The organism is Pantoea sp. RIT-PI-b, from assembly GCF_001187905.1.
Classification (GTDB): domain Bacteria; phylum Pseudomonadota; class Gammaproteobacteria; order Enterobacterales; family Enterobacteriaceae; genus Pantoea; species Pantoea nemavictus.
In genome coordinates, this window is sequence record NZ_LGIS01000026.1 from 221,381 (window position 1) to 246,796 (window position 25,416).

General features: G+C 54.5%; 24 protein-coding genes and 1 tRNA gene. 17 read left to right on the top strand and 8 right to left on the bottom strand.

All coding sequences use genetic code 11. The annotated features are described in order from the left end of the window. Window positions 1-23: 23 nt before the first annotated feature. The 6 genes from AC790_RS17065 to AC790_RS17090 all read left to right on the top strand — a co-directional run bounded on the left by AC790_RS17065 (window position 24) and on the right by AC790_RS17090 (window position 6,420). Entirely contained in the window at window positions 24-1,529 is a 1,506-nt protein-coding gene (locus tag AC790_RS17065; protein WP_049852540.1) for a sugar ABC transporter ATP-binding protein, read from the top strand. A 10-nt stretch (window positions 1,530-1,539) separates the two neighbouring features. After that, the gene (locus AC790_RS17070; RefSeq protein ID WP_049852541.1) at window positions 1,540-2,523 is read left to right on the top strand and encodes a ribose ABC transporter permease; all 984 of its coding nucleotides are present in this window, start codon (window positions 1,540-1,542) and stop codon (window positions 2,521-2,523) included. Window positions 2,524-2,708: 185 nt separating this feature from the next. Further along, window positions 2,709-3,647 (top strand): ABC transporter substrate-binding protein, encoded by a 939-nt coding sequence (locus AC790_RS17075; RefSeq protein WP_007891611.1) that lies wholly within the window; start codon window positions 2,709-2,711, stop codon window positions 3,645-3,647. Between the two features lie 163 nt (window positions 3,648-3,810). After that, entirely contained in the window at window positions 3,811-4,494 is a 684-nt protein-coding gene (locus AC790_RS17080; protein WP_049852542.1) for a D-lyxose/D-mannose family sugar isomerase, read from the top strand. A gap of 11 nt (window positions 4,495-4,505) precedes the next feature. Then, window positions 4,506-5,366, top strand: a complete 861-nt coding sequence (locus tag AC790_RS17085) for a ketose 1,6-bisphosphate aldolase (RefSeq protein ID WP_049852543.1) — start codon at window positions 4,506-4,508, stop codon at window positions 5,364-5,366. Between the two features lies 1 nt (window position 5,367). After that, window positions 5,368-6,420 (top strand): carbohydrate kinase family protein, encoded by a 1,053-nt coding sequence (locus tag AC790_RS17090; protein WP_049852544.1) that lies wholly within the window; start codon window positions 5,368-5,370, stop codon window positions 6,418-6,420. Here the strand turns inward: AC790_RS17090 and AC790_RS17095 are convergent. Then, window positions 6,357-7,103 carry a response regulator gene (locus AC790_RS17095; protein ID WP_049852545.1) on the bottom strand — a complete coding sequence of 249 codons (747 nt, stop codon included), beginning with the start codon at window positions 7,101-7,103 and terminating at the stop codon, window positions 6,357-6,359. The two genes, AC790_RS17090 and AC790_RS17095, sit on opposite strands and share 64 nt — an antisense overlap. 411 nt (window positions 7,104-7,514) lie before the next feature. Between AC790_RS17095 and AC790_RS17100 the strand changes: the two genes are divergently transcribed. Both AC790_RS17100 and AC790_RS17105 read left to right on the top strand, forming a co-directional pair. Then, window positions 7,515-8,813 (top strand): NCS2 family permease, encoded by a 1,299-nt coding sequence (locus AC790_RS17100; protein ID WP_007891620.1) that lies wholly within the window; start codon window positions 7,515-7,517, stop codon window positions 8,811-8,813. A gap of 262 nt (window positions 8,814-9,075) precedes the next feature. Then, on the top strand, window positions 9,076-9,549 hold the full coding sequence (locus tag AC790_RS17105; RefSeq protein ID WP_049852546.1) for a hypothetical protein: 474 nt from the start codon (window positions 9,076-9,078) through the stop codon (window positions 9,547-9,549). Between the two features lie 50 nt (window positions 9,550-9,599). On the opposite strand, the gene AC790_RS17110 is transcribed toward AC790_RS17105, so the two are convergent. After that, entirely contained in the window at window positions 9,600-11,048 is a 1,449-nt protein-coding gene (locus AC790_RS17110; protein ID WP_049852547.1) for an AMP nucleosidase, read from the bottom strand. A gap of 429 nt (window positions 11,049-11,477) precedes the next feature. On the opposite strand from AC790_RS17110, the gene AC790_RS17115 reads away from it, so the two are divergent. The 7 genes from AC790_RS17115 (at window position 11,478) to AC790_RS25020 (ending at window position 18,366) form a co-directional block, all read left to right on the top strand. After that, the gene (locus tag AC790_RS17115; protein ID WP_049852548.1) at window positions 11,478-12,593 is read left to right on the top strand and encodes a branched-chain amino acid ABC transporter substrate-binding protein; all 1,116 of its coding nucleotides are present in this window, start codon (window positions 11,478-11,480) and stop codon (window positions 12,591-12,593) included. 82 nt (window positions 12,594-12,675) lie between these two features. Continuing rightward, window positions 12,676-13,590 carry a branched-chain amino acid ABC transporter permease gene (locus AC790_RS17120; RefSeq protein ID WP_007891628.1) on the top strand — a complete coding sequence of 305 codons (915 nt, stop codon included), beginning with the start codon at window positions 12,676-12,678 and terminating at the stop codon, window positions 13,588-13,590. Window positions 13,591-13,600: 10 nt separating this feature from the next. Next, a complete protein-coding gene (gene livM, locus AC790_RS17125) occupies window positions 13,601-14,881 on the top strand; it encodes a high-affinity branched-chain amino acid ABC transporter permease LivM (RefSeq protein WP_049852549.1) in 1,281 nt (426 codons plus the stop codon). Then, on the top strand, window positions 14,874-15,749 hold the full coding sequence (locus AC790_RS17130) for an ABC transporter ATP-binding protein (RefSeq protein ID WP_007891630.1): 876 nt from the start codon (window positions 14,874-14,876) through the stop codon (window positions 15,747-15,749). The genes livM and AC790_RS17130 overlap by 8 nt, the downstream gene beginning before the upstream one ends. Further along, the gene (locus AC790_RS17135; protein WP_049852550.1) at window positions 15,742-16,491 is read left to right on the top strand and encodes an ABC transporter ATP-binding protein; all 750 of its coding nucleotides are present in this window, start codon (window positions 15,742-15,744) and stop codon (window positions 16,489-16,491) included. Before AC790_RS17130 ends, AC790_RS17135 begins: the two co-directional genes overlap by 8 nt. 120 nt (window positions 16,492-16,611) lie before the next feature. Beyond that, window positions 16,612-18,024 carry an EmmdR/YeeO family multidrug/toxin efflux MATE transporter gene (locus AC790_RS17140; protein WP_049852551.1) on the top strand — a complete coding sequence of 471 codons (1,413 nt, stop codon included), beginning with the start codon at window positions 16,612-16,614 and terminating at the stop codon, window positions 18,022-18,024. Between the two features lie 174 nt (window positions 18,025-18,198). After that, a complete protein-coding gene (locus AC790_RS25020; protein WP_007891491.1) occupies window positions 18,199-18,366 on the top strand; it encodes a hypothetical protein in 168 nt (55 codons plus the stop codon). A gap of 99 nt (window positions 18,367-18,465) precedes the next feature. On the opposite strand, the gene AC790_RS17150 is transcribed toward AC790_RS25020, so the two are convergent. From AC790_RS17150 to AC790_RS17170, 5 genes are all read right to left on the bottom strand, one after another. Further along, window positions 18,466-18,966 carry a molecular chaperone Tir gene (locus AC790_RS17150; RefSeq protein ID WP_049852553.1) on the bottom strand — a complete coding sequence of 167 codons (501 nt, stop codon included), beginning with the start codon at window positions 18,964-18,966 and terminating at the stop codon, window positions 18,466-18,468. Window positions 18,967-19,113: 147 nt separating this feature from the next. Beyond that, the gene (locus AC790_RS17155; protein WP_049852554.1) at window positions 19,114-19,950 is read right to left on the bottom strand and encodes a macro domain-containing protein; all 837 of its coding nucleotides are present in this window, start codon (window positions 19,948-19,950) and stop codon (window positions 19,114-19,116) included. A 326-nt stretch (window positions 19,951-20,276) separates the two neighbouring features. Then, window positions 20,277-20,352, bottom strand: a tRNA-Asn gene (locus AC790_RS17160). Window positions 20,353-20,455: 103 nt separating this feature from the next. Continuing rightward, a complete protein-coding gene (mtfA, locus tag AC790_RS17165) occupies window positions 20,456-21,232 on the bottom strand; it encodes a DgsA anti-repressor MtfA (RefSeq protein WP_049852555.1) in 777 nt (258 codons plus the stop codon). 203 nt (window positions 21,233-21,435) lie between these two features. Beyond that, window positions 21,436-22,110, bottom strand: coding sequence for a hypothetical protein (locus AC790_RS17170; protein WP_007891487.1), 675 nt, complete (start codon window positions 22,108-22,110; stop codon window positions 21,436-21,438). 570 nt (window positions 22,111-22,680) lie between these two features. Here AC790_RS17170 and AC790_RS17175 point away from each other — a divergent pair. Further along, window positions 22,681-23,379 (top strand): phosphohydrolase, encoded by a 699-nt coding sequence (locus AC790_RS17175; protein ID WP_007891486.1) that lies wholly within the window; start codon window positions 22,681-22,683, stop codon window positions 23,377-23,379. A 76-nt stretch (window positions 23,380-23,455) separates the two neighbouring features. After that, window positions 23,456-23,704, top strand: coding sequence for a hypothetical protein (locus tag AC790_RS17180; protein ID WP_007891485.1), 249 nt, complete (start codon window positions 23,456-23,458; stop codon window positions 23,702-23,704). A gap of 41 nt (window positions 23,705-23,745) precedes the next feature. On the opposite strand, the gene AC790_RS17185 is transcribed toward AC790_RS17180, so the two are convergent. Beyond that, window positions 23,746-25,347 carry a methyl-accepting chemotaxis protein gene (locus tag AC790_RS17185; protein WP_049852556.1) on the bottom strand — a complete coding sequence of 534 codons (1,602 nt, stop codon included), beginning with the start codon at window positions 25,345-25,347 and terminating at the stop codon, window positions 23,746-23,748. Window positions 25,348-25,416: the final 69 nt, after the last annotated feature.

Consider the following 25,416-nt stretch of genomic DNA (forward strand, 5'->3'; position numbering starts at 1 on the left):
CCTTTGCCAGCAGGAGCCTCTCAATGGACGGCACTCCGATACTCTCGATGCGTGGTATCACCCGGCGCTTTGGCAATTTCTATGCGCTAAAGGGCGTGGATCTCACGGTCTGGCCCGGTGAAGTGCATGCGCTGATGGGCGAAAACGGCGCAGGCAAAAGTACACTGATGAAAATTCTGGCCGGTGCCTATACCGCCAGCAGCGGGGAAATTCTTATCGACGGCCAGCCGTATGCCATTAAAGGCCCAAAAGAGGCGTTGGCGGCAGGTATCACACTGATTTATCAGGAGATCAATCTGGCACCCAATCTGACGGTGGCAGAGAACATCTTTCTCGGCAGTGAAATCACGCGCGGCGGGCTGGTGAAACGTCGCCAGATGGCGGAGGAGGCGCAGCGGGTGATCGATCGCCTGGGCGCACAGTTCAACGCCACCGATTTGGTCAGCCGTCTCAGTATTGCCGAGCAGCAGCAGGTGGAAATCGCCCGCGCGCTGCACCGCAACAGCCGCATTCTGGTAATGGATGAACCTACCGCAGCGCTGTCGAATCGCGAAACAGAGCAGCTGTTTGCGCTGATAAAACGTCTGCGCAGCGAAGGTATGGCGATCATCTATATCAGCCACCGCATGGCGGAAGTGTATGAACTCTCGGATCGCGTCAGCGTGCTGCGCGACGGTGAATATGTCGGCAGCCTGACGCGTGAACAGCTCAACGCCAGCAAGCTGGTGCGCATGATGGTTGGACGCCCGCTCAGCGACCTGTTTAACAAAGACCGCACTATTCCGCTCGGCGACATCCGCCTGGCGGTCAATCACCTGTGCGACAAACACAAAGTCCGCCCCAGCAGCTTAGTGGTGCGCGCCGGCGAGATCGTCGGCCTGGCGGGCCTGGTCGGTGCCGGGCGCAGCGAGCTGGCGCAGCTGATTTTCGGCGTGCATAAACCGAGCGGCGGCGAGATCTGGATCGACGGGGAAAAGGTGCAGATTCACTCCCCACGTGACGCGATTGCGCGCGGTATCGGCTTTCTCACCGAGAACCGTAAAGAGCAAGGCCTGTTCCTCGAACTGGCGGCGCAGGACAACATTGTGATGGCGACGCTGGAGCGCGATGCCAGTTACGGCCTGCTGAACCGGCGCAAAGGGCAGACCATCGCCAGCGAAGCGATTGATGCCCTGAACATTCGCGTGCCGCATGCGCAGGTGCGTGCCGGCGGTTTGTCCGGCGGAAATCAGCAGAAGCTGTTGATATCACGTTGGGTGGCGATTGCACCGCGCATCCTGATCCTTGATGAGCCGACGCGCGGCGTGGATGTTGGCGCCAAAAGCGAAATCTACCGCATGATGCAGCAGATGGCGCAGCAGGGCGTGGCGATTTTGATGATCTCCAGCGAATTGCCGGAAGTGGTGGGCATGAGCGACCGCGTGTATGTGATGCGCGAGGGATCGATTGCCGGCGAGTTGAGTGGGGCAGAGATCAGCCAGGAAAACATTATGACACTGGCCACCGGCGCGCAGCCGGTTCAGGCCTGAGGAGAGCGCAATGACCAGTGAATCCGCACGCGTAAAAAGCCCAACGCTGAAGCGCGCGTTAATGAGCGACCTGCTGCAAACCGTCGGCATCCTGCCGATTCTTATCCTGATCGTGGCGGTGTTTGGTTTTGTCACGCCGAACTTCTTCACCGAGGGCAATCTGCTGAATATTACGCGCCAGGCGTCGATCAACATTGTGCTGGCGGCGGGCATGACCTTTGTGATTCTTACCGGCGGGATTGATTTATCGGTGGGATCGATGCTCGGCACTACGGCGGTGGTGGCGATGGTGGTGTCGCTCGATCCCGCCTTCGCGTCACTCACCATTCCGGCGGCCTTGGGTGCCGGGCTGATTATGGGGTTGTTCAACGGCATTTTGGTGGCGTGGGCAGGGCTGCCGCCCTTCATTGTCACGCTGGGCACCTATACCGCACTGCGCGGTGCGGCCTATCTGCTGGCTGACGGCACCACGGTAATTAACTCCGATATTAACTTTGAGTGGATCGGCAATGGCTACCTTGGGCCGGTGCCGTGGCTGATCATTATCGCCTTTGCGGTGATTGCGCTGTGCTGGTTCATTCTGCGTCGCACCACGCTTGGCGTGCACATCTATGCGGTAGGCGGCAACGTGCAGGCCGCGCGTCTGACCGGCATCAAAGTCGGCGTGGTGCTGCTGTTTGTCTACGCCATGAGCGGGTTGCTGTCCGGACTCGGCGGACTGATGAGCGCCTCGCGCTTGTACAGCGCCAACGGCAATCTCGGCGTCGGTTATGAGCTGGATGCGATTGCAGCGGTGATTCTCGGCGGCACCAGCTTTGTTGGTGGCATCGGCACGATTACCGGCACGCTGATTGGTGCGCTGATTATCGCCACGCTGAACAATGGCATGACGCTGATGGGCGTGTCGTATTTCTGGCAGTTAGTGATTAAGGGCGCGGTGATCATTATCGCAGTGTTGATAGATAAGTACCGGACGCGGCATCACGTGAGTTGAGTTGTAACGTGCCGGCTGTCCCCCTCCTCGGTCCTCCCCCATTAATGGGGGAGGAAGATGCTGCCATATGTGAGTTTTGAAGTGGCATGTGGCAGCGTCTCCTTCCCCCGCTTGCGGGGGAAGGCTGGGATGGGGGACAGCGAGCACTCATCATAAAAACCAAAAAAAGCAGGAGAACATCGACTATGCGTTTTAATCCGATTGTAACCGGGCTGCTGGCGGCGACGCTGTTCAGTGCTGGCGTGGCTCAGGCAAAAGAACTGAAATCTATCGGCGTGACGGTGGGCGATCTCGCCAACCCGTTCTTCGTGCAGATCACCAAAGGCGCGGAGCTTAAGGCGCGGGAGCTGGCGGGTGATAAGGTCAACGTGACGCTGGTGTCGAGCGGCTACGATCTTGGCCAGCAGGTGGGGCAGATTGATAACTTTATCGCCGCCAAAGTGGACATGATTATCCTCAACGCCGCCGATTCCAAAGGCATTGCGCCTGCGGTGAAACGTGCGCGTGATGCCGGCATTGTGGTGGTGGCGGTGGACGTGGCGGCAGATGGCGCCAACGCCACCATCACATCCGATAACACCGCCGCCGGTGCGATGGCGTGTAAATACATTTCCGATCGTCTGAAAGCCAAAGGCAACGTCGTCATCATTAACGGGCCGCCGGTTTCGGCGGTGCAGAACCGTGTGGAAGGCTGCATGACCGAGCTGAAAACCCATCCGGATATCAAACTGCTCTCCTATAACCAGAACGCCAAAGGCAGCCGCGAAGGGGGGCTGGAGGTGATGACTGGCCTGCTGTCGGCCAATCCGAAGATTGATGCGGTGTTTGCCATCAACGACCCCACCGCGATTGGCGCCGATTTAGCGGCGAAACAGGCGCAGCGTAATGAGTTCTTTATTGTTGGCGTCGATGGATCGCCTGACGGTGAAGAGGCGCTGAAACGCAAAGGCTCGCTGTTCGTTGCGACGCCAGCGCAGGATCCGCAGGTGATGGCGGCGAAAGCGGTAGAGATCGGTTACGACATTCTGCAGGGCAAACCGGCGCCGGATAAGCCGGTGTTGATCCCGGTGACGATGATCGATCGCAACAGCGTGAGCGGCTACAAGGGCTGGACGGTGAAGTAATTACGGTTTTCCCTCACACCAGCCCTCTCCCGCAAGCGGGCGAGGGGGCTGCCCGAGAGAGTTGAAAGTTTTACGTTTGCTCCACCTCTTCATTCCCTCTCCCGCCAGCGGGAGAGGGTTAGGGTGAGGGCCAGCGCGCACTCACCTAAAAAAGGAGGAGCCAATGCAACGCTCTGAAGTGAATGCGATCTTACAACGTACCCGCGAATTCTTTATGCGTCAGGATGTGCATCTGCCGCCATGGGCCGATTACGGCCTCAGCCAGTGGCGCGCGCTGGATAAACACCATGCTGGCGAGCTGCTGGCACTGCACCTTGGCTGGGACGTCACTAGCTTCGGCGCCGACGATTTTAATCAAACCGGTTTAACCCTGTTCACGCTGCGCAACGGCTCGCGCGGGGGGCAGCCGTGGGGCAAGCCCTATGCGGAGAAGATTATGCATGTGCGCGAAGGGCAGCTAACGCCGATGCATTACCACCCGCAAAAGATGGAAGACATCATTAATCGCGGCGGCGGCAATCTGATCGTCACGCTACATAACCGCGCTGGTCATCAACTGGCGGATACGGCGGTGGACGTCACGCTCGATGGCATCCGCCAAACCCATGCTGCTGGCTCGCAGTTACGCTTATCGCCCGGCGAAAGCGTCACTTTGCTGCCCGGCATCTGGCACAGCTTCTGGGGCGAAGAGGGCTACGGCGATGTGCTAGTGGGTGAAGTCTCGATGCCCAACGACGACGAACATGACAACGTATTTCTCACGCCGCTGGCGCGGTTCAATCCGCTTGATGAAGATGAAGAACCGCGCTGGCTGCTGTGTAACGAATATCATCGCTGGCTGGCATAAAGGAGCGCATCATGGCACTGATCTCCCTGGCGCAGGGCTTAGCCCATGCGCAACAAAATGGTTACGCGCTCGGCGCGTTTAACGTCCTCGACACGCATTTCCTGCGCGCGCTGTATCAGGCTGCTGAACAGCAGCGCTCACCGTTTATTATCAGTATTGCCGAGGTGCATTTTAAATATGTCAGCCTCGAATCTTTGGTAGCGGCGGTACGCACCGAAGCCGCACTGCACGATATTCCGGTGGTGCTGCATCTCGATCACGGCTTGCATTTTGAAGCGGTAATGCAGGCGATTCGCCTCGGCTTTACCTCAGTGATGTTTGATGGTTCGACGCTCAGCTACGACGAAAACGTGCGTCAGACGCGCGAAGTGGTGAAGATGTGCCACGCGCTCGGCGTATCGGTGGAGGCAGAGCTCGGCGCGGTAGGCGGCGATGAAGGTGGCGCACTGTTTGGTGAGGCCGATAGTAATAAATTCACCGATCCGGCACAGGCCGCTGATTTCGTCCACTCGACCGGTATTGATTGTCTGGCAGTCGCGATTGGCAATGCGCACGGCAAATATAAAGGTGAACCGAAGCTCGACTTCGACCGATTGGCGGCGATTCGTTCTACGGCTGGCATTCCGCTGGTGCTGCATGGCGGATCCGGGATTAGCGATGCCGATTTCCGGCGTGCAATCAGCCTCGGCATCAACAAAATTAACTTCTATACCGGCATGTCGCAGGCGGCGCTCGGGGCGATTGAAACGCAAATCACTGAGCGTGATGCGCGCTACGACGCCTTCGCCGAGTTGCTGATGGCGGTGGAGCGCAATATCGCCAACGTGGTGGCGCAACAGATGCAGGTATTTGGCAGCGCCGGGAGGGCCTGAGATGGAGGGGCGTAGCGGCATCATCGGGGCGGGTAGCATGCTGGTGGATCACGTTCAGCGAATCAGCCACTGGCCGGAACAGGGCTGGCTGGCGGATATTCAGCACAGTGAAAAAAGCAGCGGCGGTGCCGCGCTCAACGTGCTGTTCACTCTGGCGCGCATGCAGGTGAATCTGCCGCTGGCGGGCGTTGGTATGATTGGTGAGGACAGCGATGGCGACTTCATCCTGCAGTTGCTGGACGAGCATCACATCGATCGCCAGTTTGTGCTGCGCACCCGAAGTATCAACACCGCGATGACGCAAGTGATGACCACGCCGGATGGCCAGCGCACCTTCTTCCACGCGCGCGGCGCCAATGGTCAGCTCGATTTACCGCATTTCGCGGCTGTCACCACCTCGCACCGCATTTTTCACCTCGGCTATTTGCTGCTGCTCGATAGCCTTGATGTGCCCGATGCCGAGTTCGGTACGCGCAGCGCACGGCTGCTGGCACAGATGCAGCAGCGTGGTTATCTCACTTCACTCGATTTGGTGTCGCGCGTCGGCGAGTATCGTCCGCTGGTGGTACCCGCGCTGCGCTGGCTCGATTATCTGGTCATTAACGAACTGGAAGCGCAAGCGCTCACGGGCGTCAGTTTGCGCACACCGCAAGGACTGGCTGCACCCGCCGCGTTTGCCGAGGCGGCGACGTGGTTGCTGCAGCAAGGCGTGCGCCAGCGGGTGGTGATTCATGCGCCGGAAGGCGCGTGGGGCCAGCAAGCGGACGGAGAAGGGCGTTGGCAACCTGCATGGTGCCTGGCGCCAGAAGAGATTGTTGGCAGCGTGGGGGCGGGCGATGCGTTTTGTGCGGGAGTGTTATACGCCAGCCATGAAGGCTGGTCGCTGACGGACACACTGCGGCTGGCGCACACCTGCGCCTGTTTTAATCTGCATGCAGCAAATGCGCTGGACGGCACGCGGCCACTGGCCGAGATGCAGCGCTGGATGGCTCAGGCAATCTGCGTTTCGCGCGCTGCGGACGAGGGGCGCATCACGTCGGCGGAGAAGACGTAGCCGAGGCCGCGAATAGTACGGATCAGGCTGGGCTGATGCGGATTGGCTTCTATTTTGCGCCGCAGACGCATAATCAGCACATCTATAGTGCGATCGAACACCTCAAGACTTTCGCTGTGCGTCAGCTCCAGCAGCTGATCGCGGGTTAACACTTTACGCGCGTGCGCCACCAGCGCGCGTAGCAGGGCATATTCTCCCTGCGTCAATGGCACACTTTCACGTTGTGGATTGAATAACTGACAGCGCGCATCATCCAGACGCCAACCGTTAAATTGCCAGCCCTCATCCGCTAAATATTCTGGCTGCGTCAGCCGACCGCAGCGGCGCAGGGCCGCACGCGCACGCGCCACCACCACGCGCGGATTAAAGGGTTTAGCGATGTAATCGTCGGCCCCCATTTCCAGTCCGACTACCATATCCGCCTCCGATCCCATGCCGGTTAGCATGATCACCAGCAGGTCGGGTCGTTGCCGCTGCATCTGCTGCAGCACCAGCAAACCGTTGGTATCAGGCAGCATCATATCCAGCATCACCAGCGAAATGTCCGGATGCTGGGCCAGCAGCGCCAGCGCATCTTTACCCTGATGGCAGCTATAAACGGTAAACACATGTTCATTTAACACATCGTGCAGCAGTTCGCACACTGCACGATCATCATCAACCACCAGAATCGCGGGCTTCATGGACGCGCCTCTTTTGTTACGAAAGGGTTAAAAGCAGTGTAACCCGCGGTTTTTTACCTGCTGATTCAGGCAACAGAAACGTGAGCGCCATCGCCTGGCAGAGTGCGAAAGCGTGCAGTGCCGCAATATTTTGCCCGGTGAATAGCCAGAGGGGAAAACGATTGCGCGGCGCCGGTGCAATGCACCATAATCGCGCCTCGTTCTGGTTCAGAATTATCCTAACCGTAACCGCAATTGAAAACGTAATCGATTGCGTCGGGGAGTGGCATAGCTATTGCTATATGGACAGGGGAAAGCGGAAGGTTTTACCACCTTTTGTCCAGTTTGCTTCGCTTTCAATACAACAATAAGCATGTAAACCACATTGGCAAGGAGCGCGCGCATTCGTGCCGACTCCGCTCATGAGAGATGATGATGTTAGAAAAACTCTTCAAATTAAAAGCGCACAACACAACGGTTCGCACCGAAATCATTGCGGGTCTCACCACCTTCCTGGCAATGGCTTATATCCTGTTTGTTAACCCGAGCATTCTCGGTGCAACCGGCATGGATAAAGGGGCTGTCTTCGTGGCGACCTGTCTGGCGGCGGCGATTGGCTGCGTGTTAATGGGTCTTATCGCTAACTATCCGATTGCGCTCGCGCCGGGTATGGGCCTCAACGCCTTCTTTACCTATACCGTGGTTCTGCATATGGGTTACACGTGGCAAGTCGCGCTCGGCGCGGTGTTCTTGTCGGCGGTGATCTTCTTTGCCATGTCGCTTTTCAAAATTCGTGAGTGGATTATTAACAGCATTCCGCTGCCGCTGCGGGCTGGTATTGGCGCCGGTATCGGTCTGTTCCTGGCGATTATCGCTTTGGAAGGCGCGGGTATCGTGGTGGATAACCCAGCCACGCTGGTTGGCCTGGGCGATCTGACCAAACCGGGTCCGCTGCTGGCGCTGCTCGGCTTCTTCATCATTGTGGTGCTGGAAGCGCGTCGCGTCACCGGTGCGGTGCTGATCGGTATTCTGGTGGTGACGTTCATTTCGATGGGCATTGGCCTGACGCCATTTGGCGGCGTGTTCTCCGCTCCGCCCTCCATCGCGCCAACCTTTATGCAGCTGGATATCGCGGGTGCCTTCAACGTGGGGCTGGTCAGCGTGATTTTCGCCTTCCTGTTCGTTGACGTTTTCGATAACACCGGGACGTTACTGGGCGTGACCAAGCGCGCGGGTTTAGCGGATGAGAAGGGTAACGTGCCGAAAATGGGCCGTGCGCTGATTGCCGATAGCGCCGCAGCGCTGTTCGGTTCGCTGCTCGGTACCTCAACCACCACCAGCTATGTGGAATCTGCTGCGGGCGTCAGCGCCGGTGGCCGCACTGGTTTGACGGCGATTGTGGTAGCGATTCTGTTCCTGCTGAGCCTGTTCTTCTCGCCGCTGGCGGGCAGCGTTCCTGTGTATGCAACTGCACCTGCGCTGCTGTTTGTAGCGGTGCTGATGGCGTCTGGTTTAGCGGATATTGACTGGAAAGACATCACCACCGCGGCACCGGTTACCGTGACGGCGTTGACCATGCCACTGACCTACTCCATCGCCAACGGTATTGCGTTTGGTTTCATTACCTGGACGGTGGTTAAGCTGCTCAGCGGTCGCACCAAAGAGGTTAATCCGGCGCTGATTATTCTGTCGATTCTGTTTGTGATCAAACTGGGTTGGCTGAGCGCGTAAGCCTTACTTAACGGAAGCCCGCCCGGGCTTCCGTGTCTGCTGTTGCAATCCTCTGCTGATTTTCTGCGTGAATCCTCACACTTCATTTTAATGCCCGCTTCTCATCCCGCTTGCGCCCGTTCACGCTGAGCTTGTTGTTTAATCTTGCACGCTAAAATAGTGCTGTGAATGGCGGGATCGTGGAATGTCAACGCCGTGCAAATCTGTTTCACTAAGGGTGTGGTGGAAAGAGTGAATCAAGGCTATAGAAGAGGATTCGGTAATGGATTACCCCATTAGCGCTACAACTCGTGTGTTCCCACCGCTAATTTTTGATGTGGGTTACAAAGGAGATCGGCAAATGGAACAGTTAACCAAACGGGTCGAACAGCTGGAAAAAACTACCCAGCAGATTCAGATGGATGTGGCGGTGCTAACCGCGCGTTCAGAACATTTTGCGACAAAAGCGGATATTGAAACGGTACGAACCGAGCAGGGCGTAATGCGTGTAGAGATGATGGGCGAGCTGGGGGCACTTGAACAACGTATCGATAAAAAGTTTGAGCGGATGGAAGAGAAATTCGAACTGAAGTTCGACAAAATTGATGCGAGATTCGAAAGAGTTGATCAAAGATTCAATCAGCTGGAGGAAAAAATATCTGCCTTAAATAACAGTCTAACCTGGAAAATCATGTTACCGACTTGCCTTCTGGTGTTGGCGTGGTTTGTTCAGAATATCGTCTTAAAGATGTCATGACGCGCTTTACTACACTGTTCCGGCCCCACAAGGGCCGGAACTCATCATGACTACCTGAACGGCGGCTCGTTGAAGGTTCTGAGCTTCCTTGAGTGCAGCTTATCGCCCTCGGCACGCAGCAGTTCCACTGCGCAGATGCCGATCTGCAGGTGCTCAGATATCGCCCCTTCATAGAAGCGGTTCGCCTGACCGGGCAGTTTGATCTCGCCGTGCAGCGGTTTATCGGACACGCACAGCAACGTACCATACGGCACGCGGAAGCGGTAACCCTGCGCAGCGATGGTGGCGCTTTCCATATCAACCGCCACGGCGCGGCTCAGGTTGAAGCGCAGCGCAGAAGCGGAGTAGCGCAGCTCCCAGTTACGATCATCGGTGGTGACGACTGTGCCGGTGCGCAGACGCTGCTTAACTTCCTCACCCGGCATACCACTCACTGCTTTGGTGGCGTCATACAGCGCACGCTGTACTTCGGCGATGCTGGGGATCGGGATATCGGGCGGCAATACGCTATCCAGCACATGGTCATCGCGCAGGTAGGCATGTGCCAGCACGTAATCGCCGATGGTCTGGCTTTCGCGCAGGCCGCCGCAGTGACCAATCATCAGCCAGGCATGTGGGCGAATCACCGCCAGATGGTCACAGATGGTTTTTGCATTGGACGGACCAACGCCAATATTGACCAGCGTAATACCGCGACGATTAGGCGAGGTCAGGTGCCAGGCGGGCATTTGATGCTTCTTCCACGCCAGATCGGACATCATTGCAGTCGGATCCTGGGTATCCGCGGTGATCACCACGTCACCGGCGCAGGCGAGGCTGTCATAAGGCGTATTGGGGTCCTGCACCTGCTCAATGGCCCAGCGCACAAACTCATCAACATAGCGTGTGTAGTTGGTGAACAGCACGAACGGCTGGAAGTGCTCAACGCCGGTGCCGGTGTAATGACGCAGGCGCGCCAGCGAGAAATCGGTACGCAGCGCATCAAAATGCGACAGCGGGAAAATCGCATTGGCATGGAACAGGCCATCGGCGGTTTCATCGCCAATCTGTGACAGTTCGGTGGTGGGAAAGTGGCGGGCGATGCTGGCGCTCATTGAGCGATCGAGCGACAGGCCGTCAATCACATAAGGATAAGGAATCTCCTGCTGTGACGGCTCCACTTCAATCAGCACCTCATACTCTTTCTCCAGCATCTGCAGCTGCTCGCTGAGATAGTGGCGCAACAGCGCCGGACGCGTGATGGTGGTGCTATAGCTGCCGGTATGGGTAAAGCGTCCCCATGCGCGGGTGCGGTTTTTCTGCGGGCCTTCGCCCAGCCAGGTAATGCGCAGCTGCGGGTAAACAAACAGCCCTTGCTGGCGAGCCGCTTCATCCGGCAGCTGCCCACTGCCAGTGAAATCGCGAATCGCGTTGCGCAAGGCATCAACGGCCGTGTCGTACAGACGCTCTAATTCGTCCAGCGCTTGCTGGCTGCTCAATCCGTTCCGTTGTGTATTCATGGGTTCTCCTTCAGGAAACGTGGACTGTTTTCACCAGAGCATAGCGGATAAACGCTTCACAACGATGAAGAATCTGTGATCGACCGCATTCTGCACCATCGCGGTGCTGGTGACTGGCGTAACCTTAGCTATGTTTATGATCAGCAGGGATGTTACATCGCGTGTCTCCAGTCCTGGAGCGATGCCAATGCAAAAAATCGCCCGCGTTTTCGTGAGTTGGCGAGGTTATTGCTTAATTTTCAACCGTGGCCTTCATAAACCTATGCTGTTGAGTTCAGGGCGCGCATTGATGCGTGACTGAAAGCAGGTCGCCATGCATGGCGATCCTTTGGGTTTTGTGGGCCGCACTCTGTTCTGCCGCAGTTTCAGAAATTGATTTCTCCCAGGCCGTGGTATGGCTCCGTTCCTGACCCGTTGAGGATTGAAAGCATGTCTTTGAAATTCATAAAACACCCAATGAAGGTGGCGATAGCAGGTTGTTTAAGCGTGGCCTTTTACGCTCAGGCAGATATTAAAATTGGTGTGGCCGGTCCGTTCTCTGGGCCCAATGCGACCTATGGCGCGCAATACTGGAAAGGCGCGAGCCAGGCCGCGGAAGACATTAATGCCGCCGGCGGTATTAACGGTGAAAAAATTGTGCTGGTGCAGGGCGATGATGCCTGTGAACCGAAGCAGGCGGTCTCGGTCGCCAACCGCTTGGTCGATCAAGACAAAGTGATGGCGGTAGTCGGCCACTTCTGCTCCTCATCCACTATGCCGGCGTCGGAAGTCTATGATGAAGCTGGCGTTCTGGCGATTACGCCCGGATCAACCAACCCGAAAATTACTGAACGCGGCATGAAAACCATGTTCCGCATGTGTGGGCGTGATGACCAGCAGGGCGCGATCGCCGCTGACTACATCATCGATAAGCTCAAGGCGAAGAAAGTAGTCATTATTCATGACAAAGACACTTACGGCCAGGGCTTAGCGGATGCCACCAAAGCCTCGCTCGAGAAGCGCGGCGTGAAAGAAGTGCTGTATGAAGGACTGTCGCGCGGAGAGAAAGATTTCAATGCGCTGGTAACCAAAATCGGTGCGCTGAAACCGGACGTGGTCTATTTCGGCGGATGCCACCCGGAAGCCGGCCCGCTGGTGCGCCAGATGCGTGAGCAAGGCGTGAATGCGGCCTTCTTCTCCGGTGATTGCATCGTCACCGAAGAGATGGTGACGGCGGCAGGCGGACCGCAATACACCAAAGGTGTGTATATGACCTTTGGCAACGATCCGCGCACCATTGCCGATGGCAAAGCCGTGATTGAGAAATTCCGCGCCGGTGGTTTCGAACCAGAAGGCTACACCTTATATGCCTACGCCTCAGTGCAGACGCTGGCGGCTGCTTACAAAGCGGCAGGAAAAGACAATGCGAAGGCCAGCGAATGGCTGAAAGCGAACAGCGTCGACACCGTGATGGGCAAAAAAGCCTGGGATGGTAAAGGCGATCTTAAAGTCTCGGATTACGTCGTTTATCAATGGGACGACAAAGGCAAATACCACCAGCTGTAATCGGCCACGCGGCCCCGCAACGTGCGGGGCCATTTGCGATTCAGCGCGAGCTGTGCGCTCCCATTGAGTACGAGACGACATTATGGACGCCTTTTTCTTACAGCAACTGATTAACGGTTTAACACTGGGGGCGGTTTATGGCTTGATCGCCATCGGCTACACCATGGTTTACGGCATCATCGGGATGATCAACTTTGCCCACGGCGAGGTGTATATGATCTCCGCCTATCTGTGCGCCATTGGCTTATCGCTGCTCAGCTTTTTCGGCATTCACTCCTTTCCGCTGCTGATTTTCGGCACCCTGATCTTCACCATCATTGTTACCTCAGCCTATGGCTGGGCGATTGAACGTATTGCCTATCGGCCGCTGCGTAACTCCACGCGCCTTGCGCCGCTGATTTCGGCGATCGGCATGTCGCTGATTCTGCAGAACTACGTGCAGCTCAGCCAGGGACCGAATCAGCAGGGGATTCCAACGCTGCTGACCGGTGTGCTGCGCATGGAGATTGATGGCGGCGTGGTGCAAATCACCTGGACCAAAATCTTTATCCTGATCGCGGCATTTTGCGGCATGGCTCTGCTGACGTGGATCATCCAGTACACCAGGTTGGGGCGTATCTGCCGCGCGGTGCAGCAAGATCGGCGCATGGCATCGATTCTCGGCATCAACACCGATCGCGTTATCTCGCTGGTGTTTGTGATTGGTGCGGCGATGGCCGGATTGGCCGGTGTACTGGTGACCATGAATTACGGCACCTTTGATTTCTATGCCGGATTTATCATTGGCATTAAAGCCTTCACGGCGGCGGTGCTCGGCGGTATCGGTTCGCTGCCCGGCGCGATGCTGGGCGGATTGCTGCTTGGCGTGGCGGAAGCGCAGTTCGCCGGCATGGTGAACTCGGATTACAAAGATGTGTTCTCGTTTTCGCTGCTGGTGGTGATTTTAATCTTCCGCCCGCAAGGATTGCTGGGACGACCGCTGGTCGCCAAAGTGTGAGGAAGCTTTGATGAATGCAATGACGCAAAATCCGTTGCGCCAGGCACTGCTCGACACGCTGTTGGCGGGGCTGATAGCGCTAGTGGTATTTGGGCCGATCGTTGGCGTAGTACTTGACGGTTACAGTTTCAAACTGTCGCCACAGCGCGTGGCGCTGCTGGTTGCCGTGGTGATGGCGGGGCGTTTGCTGTTTAGCCTGTTTGTGCACGCGCCCTTTGGTCAGCGCATGATGCGCAGGTTCGCCAGTAGCGATGATGGCGTTTACGTACGCGATCCGGGCTATCGATCGCGTTTGCGCTGGATATTGCCACTGCTGCTGATCGTGGCGCTGGCTTTTCCGTTTCTCTCCAGCAAATACCTGCTGACGGTGGCGATTCTCGGTCTGATTTACGTGCTGCTCGGGCTGGGTCTGAATATCGTGGTAGGCCTCGCCGGATTGCTCGATCTTGGTTATGTCGCCTTTTACGCTATCGGCGCATACGGCCTGGCGCTGGGCTATCAATATCTTGGCTTGGGTTTCTGGAGCATGCTGCCGCTGGCGGCGCTGCTGGCCGCCTTTGCCGGGGCGCTACTCGGTTTTCCTGTGCTACGCATGCACGGCGATTACCTGGCCATTGTTACCCTCGGCTTCGGTGAAATTATCCGTCTGGTGCTGACAAACTGGCTCTCCTTTACCGGCGGTCCGAACGGTGTTTCCGTTCCGTCGCCGACCTTTTTAGGCCTTGAGTTTGCCCGACGCGCGCGCGAAGGCGGCGTGCCGTATCACGAGTTCTTCCATGTCACCTACAACCCAAACATGAAGTTTATCTTCATTTATGTAGTACTGGTTTTGGTGGTGCTGCTGGTGTTGTGGATCAAACACCGCCTGACGCGCATGCCGATTGGCCGCGCCTGGGAAGCGCTGCGTGAAGATGAAATTGCCTGCCGCGCGATGGGGCTCAATCACGTATTGGTTAAGCTTTCCGCCTTCATGCTGGGTGCTTCCACGGCAGGCATTGCCGGGGTGTTTTTTGCCAGCTATCAGGGGTTCGTCAATCCCACTTCGTTTACCTTTTTTGAATCGGCACTGATCCTCGCCATTGTGGTGCTCGGCGGTATGGGTTCGACGTTGGGCGTGGTACTGGCAGCGTTTGTCCTGACGGTGGCACCTGAACTGCTGCGCAGCTTTGCCGAGTATCGCGTGCTGCTGTTCGGCATGTTGATGGTGCTGATGATGATTTGGCGGCCCCGCGGGTTAGTGCGCACGGCGCGCGTCGGGGTGCCGCTGCGCAAAGGAGTGCGTCATGAGTGATGCCATTCTGCAAGTGAACAACCTGATGATGCGCTTCGGCGGCATTAAAGCGTTGAATGATGTCAGCCTGGCGGTAGAACGCGGTTCGGTCACCTCGCTGATTGGCCCTAACGGCGCAGGCAAAACCACGGTGTTTAACTGCCTGACCGGCTTTTATCGCGCGAGCGGTGGCCGCATTGTGCTGAATGCTAACCAGCGCAGCACCGATGTGATTCAGGTGCTGGGGCAGAAAATCCATGCGGCAGACTTGATTAATCCGGCACGGCTGGGTTCGCGCCTCTGGTACAAAATGTTTGGCGGGGCGCATCTGGTTAACCGCGCTGGACTGGCGCGCACCTTCCAGAATATCCGCCTGTTCCGTGAGATGTCGGTGATTGAGAATCTGCTGGTGGCGCAGCATATGCAAGTTAATCGCCAGTTGCTGGCGGGTGTACTGAACACGCGCGGCTATCGCGAAGCGGAGAACCGCGCGCTGGATCGCGCCTTCTACTGGCTGGAAAATGTTGATTTGGTCTCCAGCGCTAACCGACTGGCGGGCACGCTCTCTTATGGCCAGCAGCGCAGGCTGGAGATTGCGCGCGCCATGTGTACGCGGCCAGAGTTAATTTGCCTGGACGAACCGGCGGCTGGGTTGAATCCGGTGGAAACCGAAGCGCTGAGCCAGATTTTGCATCGCCTGCGCGCCGATCATCGCATTAGCGTGTTGCTGATTGAACATGACATGCCGATGGTGATGCGCATTTCTGACCACATCGTGGTGCTGGATCACGGTGATGTGATTGCGCAGGGCACGCCGCAGCAAATTCGTCACGATCCTAAAGTGATAGCCGCCTATCTTGGTGCAGAAGAGGAGAGCGACCATGGCTGAACCGATGCTGGCGTTTGAGCAGGTAGACGTGTTTTACGGTCCGCTGCAGGCTCTGAAACAGGTTTCATTAACCGTTAATCAGGGTGAAACCGTGGCGCTGATTGGCGCCAACGGGGCCGGTAAATCGACCCTGTTGATGTCAATCTTTGGCCAGCCGCGCATTACCAGTGGTGAAATTCGTTTACACGGCGAGGCGATTAGTCAGCGCTCAACCCATTTCATCGCCGCCAGCGGTATTGCGCAGGCGCCGGAAGGGCGGCGCATTTTTCCCGATATGACGGTAGAAGAGAATCTGCTGATGGGCACCATCGCCATTGGCGAGCGCTTTGTTAAACAGGACAAAGAGCGGATGTACCAGCTTTTCCCGCGCCTGCTGGAGCGGCGCAAACAGCGCGCCATGACGCTTTCCGGTGGCGAGCAGCAGATGCTGGCGATCGCCCGCGCGCTAATGAGTCGACCCAAACTGTTGCTGCTCGATGAACCCAGCCTTGGCCTCGCACCCATTGTGGTGAAGCAGATTTTTGCCATCCTGCGTGAGTTGACGCAGCAGGGCATGACGTTGTTCCTGGTGGAGCAAAACGCGCGGCATGCGCTACAGCTGGCGGATCGGGGTTATGTGATGGTCAACGGTGAGATTCGCCTGAGCGGGAGCGGCACAGAGTTGCTCAATAATGACGAAGTGCGCAGCGCCTATTTGGGCGGCGCAGCCGATCCTGCGGTGGTGGCGACAAAAAGTTTGTAATAATGATTAAATGGTGATGGGAAACACTTTGCATAATTCTCAGTGGCCTATCATCATTATTACTCTTCTTCCTCTCCAAAGTGATTTGGTAATCCCTTGCAAAATCCTGGCGTAGCAGTGATGCGGGCGGTCAGAAACACGGCGTGGTATCCCAAACGTCGCTCTTATCGTACGTTGTTCTGGCGTGAAATTACCCCATTAGCCGTGCCCATCTTTATCGAAAACCTCTGTGTGATGCTGATGGGCGTCCTCAGTACCTTTTTGGTGAGCTGGCTGGGTAAAGAGGCGATGGCGGGCGTTGGTCTGGCCGACAGCTTCAATATGGTAATTATCTCTTTCTTTGCCGCAATCGATCTCGGCACCACGGTGGTGGTGGCGTTCAGCCTGGCAAAACGCAACGGTAAACGTGCACGAGCCGCTACGCGCCAGTCGCTGGGATTGATGACGGCGCTGGCGTTTGTGCTGGTGATCGCTATCGAGTTTTGGGGGCACCTGATCATTGACGTGATCGCCGGCAGCGCCGATCCCAAAGTGAAAGAGCTGGCGCTGAGTTATCTGCAAACCTCGGCGTGGAGCTATCCCGCAGCGGCGATTGCGTTGATTGGCAGCGGTGCATTGCGTGGCGCGGGCAATACTAAAATTCCAATGCTGATCAACGGCGGCATGAATATCCTCAACATCGTGATCAGCAGCGTGCTGATTTACGGTTGCCTTGGATGGGAAGGGATGGGGTTTGTCGGCGCCGGGTTGGGGCTAACTATTTCGCGCTATATCGGCGCGGCAGCGGCGATTTACGTGCTGTATCGCGGCATTACTCCGGCATTGAAAATCTCTATCGCCAGCTATTTCCGCCGCTGGGATCGCAACATCCTGATGGAAGTGCTGGGCATCGGTGTGCCTGCCAGTATTGAATCGGTACTATTTAACGGCGGTAAGTTGCTGACGCAGATTTTTGTCGCCGGCATGGGTACCAATGAAATCGCCGGTAACTTTATTGCCTTCTCGATTGCTTCGCTGATCAACCTGCCGGGTAACGCGCTGGGTTCGGCTTCAACCATCATTACCGGCCGCAGGTTGGGGCTCAATCAGGTGATGCAGGCTGAGCGGCAAATCAAACACGTGTTCTGGCTGGCGATGATTGGCTTGTGTTCGCTGGCGTTGATTACCGTACCGCTGGCTGGAACCTTAGCGCAGTTTTACAGCCGCGATCCGGAAGTGATTTCAGTCACTAAGCATCTGATTTGGCTGAATGCCGCCTTTATGCCGATCTGGACCGCGTCCTGGGTGCTGCCAGCCAGCCTCAAGGGGGCGCGTGATGCGCGTTACACCATGTATGTATCGATGTTCAGCATGTGGGGCGCACGCGTGGTGGCCGGCTATTTCCTCGGCATTGTGCTCGGCATGGGTGTCGTCGGCGTGTGGCTGGGAATGTTCCTCGACTGGACGGTGCGCGGCGTGTTCTTCTGGTGGCGTCTAACCAGCGGTAAATGGCTGAATAACTACCGTAAGATGATGGCAAAGAGCAGAGGATAGGCGGATTTTCTCTGGCCGCCATGAATGGCGACTTTACGGTTGTTTAAAGGGTGCGCTGTTATGCGCACTTTTTTTATATGCATAACCTGGCAAAGAAGCGCACAACTAATCGTTTTGGTTATATCTCTGGGTGAGGTTTACTGTCAGCGTCAATCATTTGTGGAGAAGCTGGCAATGAAACACCTCTTGCAGCAGTGGTTTAACCAACTGGTCAATGGCGAGAAGCCGAGAGCAGAAGAGCGCGAATTCGATCTTAGCAACCATATCGACCTGCTGATTCCCATCAGCCAACTGTATGGCGTTGAATTCCATCCATCGGTGTATCGCTACTATGAGAGATGAGCGCCTACACCATGTAATACGCTACAGCTACTGGAATGAGCTGTGCGCTGAGGAATAAAAAACCCGCTGTTAGGCCAGCGGGTTTTTTTATAGCGGAAATTAATTGAGCGCGTTTTTAACCGCGAGGTAATCCCAACCGTGGGTTGAGCGCATAGCGGTATGCGTTCCGACACCCTTTAAGACGTCAGGACATTTGGATTTATTAATTGTGGTTGCATTGTACAGAACGATGATGTTTAAGTCGTCCTTCAAGGCTTTATCGCATTCATACTCAATATAACTTCGATGATCTACTGAGTATCCCCGGTCACATTGACTACTTAGACTATTGTAGCTATCACAGTATCGACAGCCGCCACTCCGTGCTGCCTTGGTATTGTTTCCGACGATGAGGACAAATGTTTTTGAGGCATTTAAGCGTGTTGCAAGGGACGATTTTATATTGCAATTTAAACTGCTATCTCTGGCTTGTGTTATATCGTGAGCGTCGGTGAAAGAGAAGTCCCAGTATTTGCTCTCATTCCAGGTATGTAATTGTTCAATGGCATCCTGATCGCCATCCCATTCACCCGCAATGTATGTTTTGGTACGGTATAACATGGTTTGTCACTCCTTTGTTGTGAAAAATCCTACCTATACTTCAGTTGAAAGATGTCCCTTGTGTAAAGTCTTTTTCTCGACTTAAAACTATTTAATTATGAGGTTTAATAACTGTATGTGCCTCGCCTGTTAAATTTTGCAGGGAGTTTATAAGCCGCTTCTTGCCATCTGAAGCTCAAATAGGTTTACTTTACTAATCTTGTCTTCATGAATAATTATTGTTAATTTCGCAGGATGGGTAAATCGCATTTCACTGACCCTGAATGTCCATAACATGATTTTTAGCAACTCTTCATCACTGATCAGCTTATGCCCCTTAATTCGTGTTATACCCGAACCAAAAATCGGCACAGTAACACTTTGCTGAGCATAAACGCGGTTGACCTTATTCCAAAAGTTAATCAGGAACTCAAGATATTCAGGCATGGATAAATGAGCTTCGTTATACTTGTTGAATTTAGAAAAAGCCGTCAGCAAGTACTCATTCCAGACGCAAATTGTCCCTATTTTATAGCGTTGATTCTTGCCGGATAACCGCGTTGAATTAATTTCAGCAAAGTCTTCTTCTTCGTAGGAATATTCATCAATGTAGGTATCCAATTGTTGCACTGAGCAGGTGAGTTGATCCGTAACAAACTGGCCGTTGAGACTCTGATGAGCAATAACTATGTTATCCACTTTAGTATCAAAGTACTCATTAAAAGCAATCGCTTTTAATCCTTGCTCAGCGAAAATATCGCCAGTTTTAATAGTTACTGTGCTTCCTTCAACAGATAAGTTAATTGCTGTAAGTTTGTTGGCTTTATACCATAACAGGAGATAAATCATTACTAGAACAGCTATGCAAGCCAATCCGGAGTAATGCTTATACTCTTTAGGGATATCCCAAAACAGAGCAACCGCAGCAATGCTTGCCGTTGTGGCGGAAGCATATTTAAAAAAAAGGGTTCTGATTTTTTTATCGCAAAAACTAACCTTTAACATATCCTTCACTCCCTTTTTATAAAAGGCGCACAATTACCTTTGGCATGCTTAATACTATGTTTCGGTAATTGAGGGTTAATCCTATTATCAATGATGGGTAATGCACAACGGTAAGAGGTTTAATTCTCGATTAAAATTACAAAACCATTAAGCATTTCACTAAAAAAATAATCGGCTAAATAAACGAGACATTTCTGCAATACTTAACGTTATTATCATAAGTAATGAGAGGGTTTTGAGCGGAAATTATATTCACATCATGCGATTCTTGCGGAAGTGTAAAAGCAAAAAGCCCGCTTAGTTTCCTAAGCGGGCTTCTCTAAATATGGCTCCTCTGACTGGACTCGAACCAGTGACATACGGATTAACAGTCCGCCGTTCTACCGACTGAACTACAGAGGAATCGTGTGAACGAGGCGAATATTAATGGCGCCTCGTGGCGGTGTCAACAGCTTAAAACACATTTATATTCAACTGGCTAGCATTAGTACAAAGCGATCGCGATTTAAGCAGGTTCTGCTGTCAGTAACGCCAGGCGCGCCAGCGGATCCTGGCGATAGAACTGCTGCAGATGGCGATACATCACCGGGAAACGGTTAGCCAGTAAATCCGGTGCGCTGAAAAAATATTCCGACAGCACGGCAAAGCACTCTGCCGCATCGCTCGCGGCGTAGGGATCGATAGTGGCTGCCTGTTCACCCACTAACTCCACTTCAGCCTCAATCTCTGCCATCGCGTGCTGCAGGTCCTTTTCCCAGTTGGCGACATCGCGCAATGGCATTACCGGAATACCGCTGGTGTAGCCGCTGCCGCGCGCATCAAGTTTGTGTGCCACTTCATGGATCACCAGATTGAAGCCAGAGAGGTCGAAAGAGTCCTGAATATCCAGCGCATTCAGCACTACCGGGCCTTGCGTCCAGCTCTGTCCGGCGTGTACTGCCGGTGCGTGATGGACCAGGCTGTTATCATCTTCCCAGCGGTCATCAACGTTGAATGGCTCGGGATAGATCAGCACTTCATGGAAACCGTCGAGCCACTCAATGCCAAGCTTTAATACAGGCAGGCAAAACAGCAGCGCTAAACGCGCCAGCAGCAGTTCATTAAGTTGCAGGTCCTGCAGGGGAGAGATTTTTTTCTGCTGCAGGAAGCGCTGAGCCAGCGCAGTGAGAGCGGATTGTTCTTCCTGGTCGAGCAGGGAAAAGATCGGCTGCGCCAGCGCCTGTTGCCAGGGTAGCGCCAGTAATGACGTCTCTATTTGCGCGTGCCACGGCCATTTGAACATTGCGTCACTCACTCTTTGGCTGAAAACAGTATGCTGGCGCAGCGCAGTAGAAAGTGCCAGCGCGGAATCAAAGCCGGTTATTCAACCAGTTAGTAGGGGATTTGTCTGTGATTAGCGTGGCAAAGCGGAAAAGTAATGGCGAGGAAATAAAAAGGTCGTCATGAATGACGACCTTACGAGTACGGGCGTGGCAGCGATTCGCGTTAGCGTTCAACACGCTGGAACGCAATCACCCATACCCACGGGTTCACTTCCCAACTAGTGGCACCGTACTGTTTCTGCCACGCTTTGCGATAGGCTTCTTTCGGCGATTCGGAATTCATATTCATCGTAAAGAAGTTATTCAGGAAGTGCGTATCGGTCTGCACGCCTTCCGCCATAATGTCATCTTCACTGATATCCTGAATCTTCTCGGCACGTACCGAGGTTATTTGCAGATCGATGCGGCTAGCCCAACGCGGCATATGAATGGCGGTTTGCCAGCCAAACTGCTCGGCATTTTGCAAATTCTCATCCAGTTGCCCCAGCTCGTTGCTGTCGGCGCGATACTGGCAAAATGCCGGACTACGGAACGGCAGCGGATCGCGTTCATACTCAGCCAACAACGCTTCCGGAACGATCGGGCCGCGCCAGGTTTCACGCACCCATAAACCATCGCCAGCCTGACCAAACGGACAGTGCGAGCTGACATCGGTCATCGACATTAATTTATAGCCGTGCAGATGATTAGCACTGACGTCAAAGGCATGCACGCCTTCGTGATGATCCTGACCCGGGCCAAAGGCCTGAGTTTTCATAATGCGCCGGGTCTGTGTCTGCTGGCCAACCAGCAGGGCGCGCACCCGCTGTTCGGAAAAAAGAATCGGCCGTTCTTTCATTGCATACCTCTTATTGTGTCACAAACCCGAAAACTGCGAAGAATCCCCTCGCATCCGTAGATGTGAGCGTTAGCATAATGGGTTTGAATCAGTTTGCTTAATAATTTGTCGCCTTAGTATCAGGCTATTCTTGCAATTTTAGGTTTTAAAAATGGTTCATAAGCAAAATGTGTGCTGAAAAGGACTTCTAAAGGTTCAGAAGCCAGAATTTTTCCAGATACAGTACGTTATAAAGCCCATAATGGGAACCTTTTCAGATTATGTCGCGTTGATCTGCCCTCCCTGGAGCGGATAAATCAGCACATTTAACTAGAATAAATGGCCTAAGCGAAATTTGTACACAATCGAAATACATTACTCCTGTTAAACAGAGTTATTTAACTTAAACGGCAGTAAGGAAATGCCTAAATCGCTGCGCATGCTAGGCAACAGCTATTAACAGCGCTATAACAAGATCGGGATCTCATTTTTTCACTTTGCCCATCCAGGAAGGATGTAAAAAAAGTGTCATGACCAGGCCGCTATGATGTCCCGAGGAACCCAGATAACAGCAATAACAGGAGAAGCACGATGTCACTTACTCACTGGCAACAACGCTACGAGAACTGGCTGCAGCTGAACTGGCTGCATGATGATAAAGCCCATGATATCGCGCATCTGCGCCGCGTGTGGATGAGTGCCAAACGCATCATGCAGCACAGCGACGCCGATCCTATGGTGGTGATGACCGCCTGCTATTTCCACGATGTGGTTAACCTGCCGAAAAATCACCCTGAGCGTCATTTAGCTTCAACCTACGCGGCCGAAGAGACGCGCCGCATTTTGCAGCAGGATTTCCCTGACTTTCCCTTCGCATTGCTGGACGCCGTCGCGCATGCGGTTCAGGCCCACAGCTTTAGCGCGCGTATCGCGCCGCAAACCCTGGAAGCGAAAATTGTGCAGGATGCCGATCGTCTCGAGTCTTTAGGTGCTATCGGCCTGGCACGCGTTTTCTACACTGCCGGTGCGTTAGGAAGGCCGTTGTTTGATAGCGACGATCCACTGGGCAAGGATCGCGAACTGGATGATGTAAAGTGGACGCTGGATCACTTCCAGAAAAAGCTGCTGGGATTACCACAAACCATGCAAACCGAAGCCGGGCGCTTGTTAGCTGAGCACAACGCTGATTTCCTGGTGCACTATATGGGCAAACTGTGTGCGGAGTTGCAGGGGAATTTGACCTCAATCGATGAATCGGTGTTAAGGGATTTCAGTCCCATACACTCCTAATATTAAATTTTTATGACACTCTGTTAACTTTCGTCGGCTTCCGCTACGTTGTTGTAAATCAAAAGGGAGTATGAAAATGACCGAGACCGTTAACTTAACCATTAAAATTGACCCGGCGCTGAAAGAACACATCAAACAGTTAGCCGCCGATAACCAAATCTCCATGAGCCAGGAGATCGTTAATCGCCTGCAGGCCAGTTTAGATGCGGTTGCGCAACCGGCCATTGATAGTCTGGATACGCAAGAAGCGTCTTCGGATCAGCTCTCTGCCGCAGAACTGAAGCAGATACGTACGCTGCTGAAGAAAGGCAAGAAGAAGAAATAAGCCACAGACCCGTCAGATGACGGGTTTTTTGTGGCTGCGTTTTAACCATGACTGATGCGGAACTGCTGCGCGCGCTGCGCCAGCCGGTCCGATAACTCACGCAGTTGAACAGCGGATTGCACCTGATGCGCGTTCAACGCCTCGTTTTGTTGCAGTTGGCCACTCATCTCCACCACTTCTAGTGCGATCTTTTTCACCCGATGACTTTGCGCGGCGCTATTTTGCTGCAGCTCATTCAATTGCGTCACCACGCCGGAAACCGCAGCGCTGATTTGTCCGAACAGTACCTCGAGCGCTTTCACTTTATCGAAGCCATCATGCACATGCTGCTGCGTGTGCTGAATCAATCCATCGATCTGACGCGTAGATGCGCCACTTTGCTGTGACAGCAAACCCATCTCTTTGGCGACGACCGAAAAGCTGCGGCCATAAGCGCCGGCATGAGCGGATTCAATCGCGGCATTGAGTGACAGCAGCCGCGTTTGCATGGACAGATCATCCAGCATGCCCACAATCCCGGCGATGTCATCGGAAGCCGTAACAATCTGCTGCATCTGATTCTCCATGTTATCGACTTCCACCGCGCAGTTACGCATTAACGCATCGGCAGACTGTGCCTCCTGGGTTGCCTGCTGGGAGAACTGGGCGCCGATCTCCACCTCTTCTGAGACGCGATCCAACCGTTGCGACAGATGATGGAAGCTGGCGTTCTGCTTCTGATGTTGCTGCATCACCTGCTCATTATGCTGCTGCATATCTTCAGCACCGGCGGCGACACTGACCGCCACGGTATTAATATCGCGAACGATCTGTTGCAGGCCACGACGCATGGTATCAATCGACAAAAACAACTGACGCGTTTCCAGGGATTGGCGGCGCGGGGTGTTATCGCAGGCCAGCAGATCACCGGTAGCGATCTGTGCCAGCTGCGTATTGGCACGCCGCAGCGGCAAAAGCACGCCACGCATCAGTAAGCTGGAGGCCAGCACCAATAAGGCCATCAGTACCGCGCTGACCATCAGCGACATATTGCGGCTCTGTTTCAAGGTGCTGAGTGTGTTTTGGTTAACGCTGCTCAGTTGCTGGTTGGCCTGCTCGATTTCACTGAACCAGGCATCATTAAACTGCTGCTGGAATGCCTGCATCGGCACCATAAAAAAGGCGTTGATGTCGTTGGCTGCCAGTCCTTTCAACTGCTCCTGCAATCCTTGCGCCAGCATAGCGAAACCCTGCGCCAGCGGACTTTCGGCGTTAGCGTGGTAGGCGGCAAACTGTTGCTGCGCCTGTTGCAGCGAATCATCGGCCGCCGTGGCGAGGCTTTTCCAGCTGTCCACCGAGCCACTTTGCTGGTCCTGCATTAAATAGATGCCGGCGCGATGGCTGCTATCGCTGGCCGTAAGCAGTTCGATACGGGCTTTATCCAGCAGGGCCAGGCGTTCACGCAGTTGATTCGCCTGTTGCAGCGAGGTTTGCGTCTGCTTGACGTGGTTGTTGAGTAGCAACACACCCGCAAATTGCAGCAGGCAGAACAGCAGAATGAACAGCAAAAACTGGCTACGTAAACTGGTGAGCCACAGCGGTATGCGCAGGGATAACCGCGCGCGCAGTCGATGCGGCAGAGAAAGAACGGACAGGAGTGACATCACACGCCTCCAAAAAATAAAACAGGAGTATTGGCAGCATGCGTGACAGTTTGGTGACAGCGGGCGCGA